Below are 7374 nucleotides of genomic sequence, written 5' to 3'. Positions count from 1 at the left end.
ACGTGATCGAGGTTAATCACACGCATGGTATCGTCGCTGGCGAAGTGGGCGTCTTTGTCGGCGAAGACATACATGATACCGCCACGAGCTCGAACTTCTTCGACGTTCGACTTCAGCTTCTCCAGCAGTTCATTATTAGGTGCCACCACAATCACCGGCATTTCGGCGTCAATCAGTGCCAGTGGACCGTGCTTGAGCTCACCAGCCGCATAAGCTTCGGCATGAATGTAGCTAATTTCTTTCAGCTTCAACGCACCTTCCATGGCAATCGGGTATTGATCGCCACGGCCTAAGAAGAGGCTGTGATCTTTGTCAGCAAACTCTTCAGCAAGCTCTTCGATTTCCGCAGTAATTTTCAGTGACTGCTCCAACTTCGTCGGTAACGCGGCTAATGCATGGGCGATACGCGCTTCGGTTGCTTTGTCCATGCCATTAAAGCGGCCAAGTGCGCTAACCAACATGAGCAGGCCAACCAACTGCGTGGTGAAGGCTTTAGTTGAGGCAACGCCAATTTCCGCGCCAGCGCGTGTGAGGAAGGCTAAATCAGATTCACGCACCATGGACGACGTCGCAACATTACAGATGGTTAAGCTGGAGCGATAACCTAGGGTTTTCGCCAATCGCAACGCTGCTAAAGTGTCTGCGGTTTCGCCAGACTGCGAAATTGTGATCAGCAAGCTGCCCGGGAACACGTGCGACTTGCGGTAACGGAACTCGGAAGCGATTTCGACGTTACACGACACACCGGCATAAGACTCGAGCCAATAGCGCGCGACCATACCCGCATGATACGACGTACCACAGGCAACGATTTGTACGTGACGAATGTCTTTAAAAATCTCGGCGGCATTTTCACCAAACGCATTCACCATGATCTCATCGCCATTGACACGACCTTCTAGGGTATTACGCACAGCGATGGGCTGCTCATGAATTTCTTTCAGCATGTAATGGCGATACTCGCCTTTGCCACCCGCATCATATTGCAGATCAGAGGTTTGTTGTTCGCGCTGAACCGGTTGGCCTTGAGTATCGAAAATTTCTACAGTTTCACGGGTAATGCGGGCTACATCGCCTTCTTCAAGATAAATAAACTCGCGGGTGACCGGCAATAAAGCTAACTGGTCTGATGCAACGAAGTTTTCACCAAGACCAAGACCAATCACCAACGGACTACCAGACCGAGCAACGACCAGCTCGCCAGGACGGCGCTTGTCCATAATAACCGTACCGTAGGCGCCTTCGAGCTGCTTTACGGTCGACTGCAATGCAGCCAGCAAGTCATTGTGACTTTTCAGCTCATGATGCATGAGGTGGCAAATGACTTCGGTGTCGGTTTGCGACGTGAACACATAGCCAAGGTCTTGCAGTTTTTTGCGTAAGCTCTCGTGGTTTTCAATAATACCGTTGTGAACAACAGCTATCGTGTCGTTCGAGAAATGCGGGTGGGCGTTCGCTTCAGTCACACCGCCGTGAGTCGCCCAACGCGTGTGGGCAATGCCGCTAAAGCCATTCGCGCCAGTTTCGTCTAAGGCATCTGCAAGTGCTTGTACCTTGCCAATCCGTCGCACTTGCTGCAAGCCAGCGTCGCTTAGCAAGGCAACACCAGCCGAGTCATAACCACGGTACTCTAAGCGGCGAAGTCCTTCTAATAATATCCCAGCGACGCGGCGCTCAGCTGTTGCTCCAACGATTCCACACATGCTACTTATCTCCCTTTTTCACTGGGCGTTTCCATCCCGCAATATTTCTTTGTTTGCCGCGCGCTACAGCAAGTTCGTTTGCAGCGACTTTGCTGGTGATGACCGAGCCTGCGCCAATCGTTGCATGGTCACCGATTTGTACCGGTGCCACTAATGAGCTATTCGATCCGATAAATGCACCACTGCCAATCTCAGTTTTGTGCTTGTTCACACCATCATAGTTGCAGGTAATTGTTCCTGCACCAATATTTGTCTCTGCGCCGACATGTGTGTCGCCCAAGTACGTCAAGTGACCAGCTTTCGCGCCTTTGCCAAGGTAAGACTTTTTGATTTCAACAAAGTTGCCGACCGCGGCGCCTGTGGCTAATTCTGTTCCTGGGCGCAAGCGTGCAAATGGGCCAACTTGGGCGGCTGGGCCCACTTTTGCCCCTTCCAACACTGAGTTCGCTTTGATATGCGCGCCGGCAGCAATATGGCTGTCGCGAATAATACAATTCGGTTCAATCACCACACCGTCTTCAATGGTGACTTGGCCTTCAAACACCACATTCACGTCTATGACCACATCGGAGCCAACCGTCACATTGCCACGCACATCAATGCGGGCAGGGTCGAGCAGGGTTGCTCCGGCCATCATCAAGGCTTCAGCTTGGCGCTGTTGATAAGCACGCTCTAAGCCGGCAAGTTGCACACGATTGTTCGCGCCTTCCACTTCACTAATTTGTGCCGGTTGGCTACTGGCAATCGCTACACCTTCGGCTGCTGCCATAGCGACGATATCGGTGAGGTAGAATTCGCCTTGTGCATTGTTGCTGTCGAGCTGACTGAGCCAGCGCTTCAGAGCCTCACCATTCACCGCCATAATGCCGGTATTTACTTCTGCTATTTTATGTTGCTCTGGCGTCGCATCTTTGTGCTCGACAATACCGGTTATGTTGCCATGGCTATCCCGCACAATTCGTCCATAGCCAGTCGGGTCGGGCAAAGTGACTGTGAGCAAGGCGAAAGGGCTATCTGCTTTCGCGGCAAGCAATGCCTGCAAGGTTTCAATCCGGGTTAGCGGCACGTCACCGTACAGAATAAGCACTGTGTCTTGGTCATTAATTTGGGGAATTGCTTGTTGCACCGCATGACCGGTTCCGAGTTGTTCCGCTTGTTCAACCCAGTCGACCGCATAATCCGATAGACGCGTTTGCAGCTGTTCACCGCCATGCCCATAAACGAGGTTAATCCGCTCAGCTCCCAGCGCTTGAGCACTTTCGATAACATGCGCGACCATCGGCTTTTGGGCTACTGGATGAAGAACTTTCGGCAATGCCGAGCGCATACGCGTGCCTTTTCCGGCGGCGAGTATGACGGCATTTATAGCGGTTGTTGTCATGGACGATCCTTTCTACCAAATGACACTAAGAAAGTAACAATTTTAGCAGGGTTCCGAGCGTTCTGAAACGCCACTTGCGAAATGTTTATGAAGTCAGCGCCTTGCTGTGCGACTGCACGGGCAAGTTCTGCTGCTGCTTCAGCGTAGGACATGTCAGGTGACGAGTGGGCCATGGCTTCACGCGCTTCTTTGATTGATTTCTCAATCGCTTGCTCGTCAAGTTCGCCACCACGTACCGCCGTGTCAGACAAAATGGTCACAACGTCAGGTTGGACTTCCATAATGCCACCAGCGACATAAAACAGCTCTTCTTCGCCGGCTTCTGTCACCAAACGAATCATGCCAGGCTTCAAGGCGGTCAATAACGGGGTGTGCTTAGGTAAAATACCCATTTCACCCTCTTCAGCTGTCACCTGGATAGAACGTACATCGCCGGAGAACAAACGTTCTTCTGCGCTTACCACATCCAGACGTACTGTAGATACCGCCATTACAAACCTCCCGTTCGATTACATTTTGTTGGCTTTTTCGACCGCTTCGTCGATGGTACCAACCATGTAGAACGCTTGCTCTGGCATGTGATCGAAGTCACCGTCCAGAATGCCTTTAAAGCCAGCAATTGTGTCTTTCAATGACACGTACTTACCTGGAGAACCGGTAAATACTTCGGCAACGAAGAACGGCTGAGATAAGAAACGCTGAATCTTACGCGCACGTGCGACAACACGCTTATCTTCTTCAGACAGCTCGTCCATACCAAGGATGGCGATGATGTCTTTCAGTTCTTTATAACGCTGAAGTACTGACTGAACGCCACGCGCTGTTTCATAATGCTCGGTACCAATAACTTGTGGATCGAGCTGACGCGAGGTTGAGTCCAGTGGGTCAACCGCAGGGTAGATACCCAATGACGCGATATCACGCGACAATACGACGGTTGCGTCCAAGTGAGCAAACGTGGTTGCTGGTGACGGGTCAGTTAAGTCATCCGCAGGTACGTAAACGGCCTGGATTGACGTGATTGAACCTGTCTTGGTTGAAGTGATACGCTCTTGCAGTACACCCATTTCTTCAGCAAGAGTAGGCTGATAACCTACCGCTGACGGCATACGACCAAGAAGTGCAGATACTTCGGTACCAGCAAGTGTATAACGGTAGATGTTATCGACGAAGAAGAGGACGTCGCGACCTTCGTCACGGAACTTCTCGGCGATTGTCAGACCGGTCAATGCAACGCGCAAACGGTTACCCGGTGGCTCATTCATCTGACCGTAAACTAACGCTACTTTATCAAGTACGTTAGAGTCTTTCATTTCGTGATAGAAGTCATTACCTTCACGAGTACGCTCACCAACACCAGCGAATACTGAGTAACCGCTGTGCTCGATTGCGATGTTCCGGATCAGTTCCATCATGTTTACGGTTTTACCTACACCGGCACCACCGAACAGACCAACTTTACCACCTTTCGCAAACGGACAGATTAGGTCGATAACCTTGATACCTGTCTCAAGCAACTCGATAGAGCTTGACTGATCTTCGTAAGAAGGTGCTTCACGGTGAATAGACATACGCTCTTCTTCACCGATATCACCCGCTTCGTCGATCGGGTCACCAAGAACGTTCATAATACGTCCTAGGGTAGCCTTACCAACGGGAACCAAAATTGGCTCACCTGTATTATCAACACTCAAACCACGACGGAGACCGTCAGTAGTACCGAGTGCAATTGTACGCACGACACCGCCGCCCAGCTGTTGCTGAACTTCGAGGGTTAGACCCTTCAAATCGCCTTCTGCGATGCGCAGTGCGTCGTAGATCTTTGGTACGCTAGATTGTGGGAATTCGATATCCACAACTGCGCCAATGATTTGGACGACCTTACCTTGACTCATGACTTATCCTCTAACTCTGCAAATCTTCATGACCTTTGCCGGGTAGCAGGTTTACACTGCGCCAGCGCCCGAGACAATCTCTGAAATCTCTTGGGTAATCGCTGCCTGACGAGCTTTATTGTAAACTAACTGCAACTCATCAATCAGTTGTCCTGCGTTATCGGTAGCGGCTTTCATTGCTACCATTCGTGCCGCTTGTTCACTCGCTAAATTCTCGACTGAACCTTGGTACACCTGACTTTCTACGAAGCGACGCAGCAATGTATCTAACAATGTTTTTGCGTCTGGCTCGTATAAGTAATCCCAAGCATGTGCACGTTTTGCAGTTTCTGTTTTAGGCAAAGGTAACAGTTGGTTAATGACCGGTTGTTGTGTCATCGTGTTGACAAACTTGTTGTACACGAGATACACACGATCAAGCTCACCACTGTCGAATGCGTTCAGCATTACCGATACCGTTCCGATCAGATCGTTCAGGGCAGGCTTATCACCCAAACCAGAAGTTTGGGTTAGGATATTTGTCGTAATCCGTTTAAAGAAAGCAGCTGCTTTCGAACCGATTGCGGCAAAACTAACGTCAACACCTTTCTCTTTCCATTCTTGAACATCACGTAATACCATACGGAATTCGTTACTGTTCAAGCCACCACACAATCCGCGGTCGGTCGAGATGACGATATATCCAACACGTTTAACCTCGCGATCAGTCATCCACGGATGCTGATACTCGAGGTCACCCTGAGCAATATGGCCGATCACTTCGCGAATAGCTTCCGCGTATGGACGGCTGCTGGCCATTTGATCCTGCGCTTTACGCATTTTCGAGGCAGCAACCATTTCCATTGCGCTGGTGATCTTCTGAGTGTTGTTAATACTCCCGATCTGAGTTTTTATCTCTTTTCCAACGGCCATAATAATCTCCTGCGTTTACAACGACGGAAGGCCGCAGTTTCCTGCGGCCCGGCTCTTAGAAACTCTGGGTTTCTTTGAACTTGGTGATACCTGCTTTAATTTCAGCTTCGATATCGCCGTTGTAATCGCCTGTTTCATTAATTTTCGCCATGAGGTCGGCGTGCTCGCTGTTAAAGTACTCCAGCAAAGCAGACTCGAAAGATTGAATCTTAGCGATTTCAACACCTTTCAAGAAGCCTTTTTCGGCTGCGAAGATAGACACGGCCATGTTCGCAACGCTCATTGGCGCATATTGGTTCTGTTTCATCAACTCGGTGACACGCTGACCATGCTCAAGCTGGGCACGTGTTGCTTCGTCAAGGTCAGAAGCGAACTGAGCAAACGCTGCAAGTTCACGGTACTGAGCCAATGCAAGACGAATACCGCCACCAAGCTTCTTGATGATCTTAGTCTGAGCTGCACCACCAACCCGCGATACTGAGATACCGGCGTTAACTGCAGGACGAATACCTGCGTTAAACAAGTCAGTTTCCAAGAAGATCTGACCGTCAGTAATCGAGATTACGTTGGTTGGTACGAACGCAGAAACGTCACCCGCTTGAGTTTCGATGATCGGTAACGCAGTTAAAGAACCGGTTTTACCTTTCACTTCACCGTTGGTGAACTTCTCTACGTAGTCAGCATTTACACGCGCAGCACGCTCAAGCAAGCGCGAGTGTAAATAGAAAACGTCACCTGGGAATGCTTCACGTCCTGGTGGACGACGCAGTAGCAATGAGATTTGACGGTAAGCAACGGCTTGCTTCGACAAATCATCATAAACGATTAGTGCGTCTTCACCGCGGTCGCGGAAGTATTCACCCATAGTACAACCAGAGTAAGCAGCCAAGTACTGAAGCGCTGCTGACTCAGAGGCCGACGCTGCAACAATAATGGTGTGCGCTAAGGCACCATGCTCTTCAAGCTTACGTACGACGTTGGCGATGGTCGAAGCTTTCTGACCGATAGCAACGTACACACACTTAATGCCTGAGTCTTTCTGGTTGATGATGGCGTCAACGGCCATCGCTGTTTTACCGGTCTGACGGTCACCGATGATCAACTCACGCTGACCACGGCCGATTGGAATCATCGCGTCGATTGACTTGTAACCAGTTTGTACTGGTTGATCAACTGATTGACGCTCAATAACACCTGGTGCAATCTTCTCTACTGGCTCGAAACCGTCAGCATCGATTGCGCCTTTACCGTCGATTGGCATACCTAGCGTGTTCACAACACGGCCAAGTAGGGCACGTCCCACTGGAACTTCCAGGATACGACCCGTTGCTTTAACTTTAATGCCTTCTTGTAGGTCGCCATATGGACCCATTACAACCGCACCTACAGAGTCGCGCTCAAGGTTTAGTGCGATTGCATAGCGATTTCCAGGAAGCTCGATCATCTCCCCCTGCATACAGTCAGCCAAACCGGTGACCCGGAT

At 50.3% G+C, this 7374-nt stretch carries 5 protein-coding genes and 1 pseudogene (1 of these 6 running past the window's edge); all 6 read right to left on the bottom strand.

Features of this window, described 5'->3' with window-relative positions; genetic code table 11:
- Positions 1–1703: glutamine--fructose-6-phosphate transaminase (isomerizing) (gene glmS, locus J5F18_RS01510; RefSeq protein ID WP_346300599.1), on the bottom strand; the 1703-nt coding region annotated here is incomplete at its 3' end.
- Between the two features lies 1 nt (position 1704).
- A complete protein-coding gene (gene glmU, locus J5F18_RS01505) occupies positions 1705–3084 on the bottom strand; it encodes a bifunctional UDP-N-acetylglucosamine diphosphorylase/glucosamine-1-phosphate N-acetyltransferase GlmU (protein ID WP_346300598.1) in 1380 nt (459 codons plus the stop codon).
- Entirely contained in the window at positions 3081–3575 is a 495-nt protein-coding gene (locus J5F18_RS01500; RefSeq protein WP_346300597.1) for a F0F1 ATP synthase subunit epsilon, read from the bottom strand. The genes glmU and J5F18_RS01500 overlap by 4 nt, the downstream gene beginning before the upstream one ends.
- An 18-nt stretch (positions 3576–3593) precedes the next feature.
- On the bottom strand, positions 3594–4979 hold the full coding sequence (gene atpD / locus J5F18_RS01495; RefSeq protein WP_346300596.1) for a F0F1 ATP synthase subunit beta: 1386 nt from the start codon (positions 4977–4979) through the stop codon (positions 3594–3596).
- Positions 4980–5030: 51 nt separating this feature from the next.
- Positions 5031–5891 (bottom strand): F0F1 ATP synthase subunit gamma, encoded by an 861-nt coding sequence (atpG, locus tag J5F18_RS01490; protein ID WP_290563147.1) that lies wholly within the window; start codon positions 5889–5891, stop codon positions 5031–5033.
- Between the two features lie 55 nt (positions 5892–5946).
- Positions 5947–7374: pseudogene (gene atpA, locus J5F18_RS01485) on the bottom strand (F0F1 ATP synthase subunit alpha) (it continues 89 nt past the right edge of the window).

The sequence above is a fragment of the Halomonas sp. BM-2019 genome (assembly GCF_017584085.1).
This window is presented reverse-complemented; position numbering and strand designations above follow the sequence as displayed.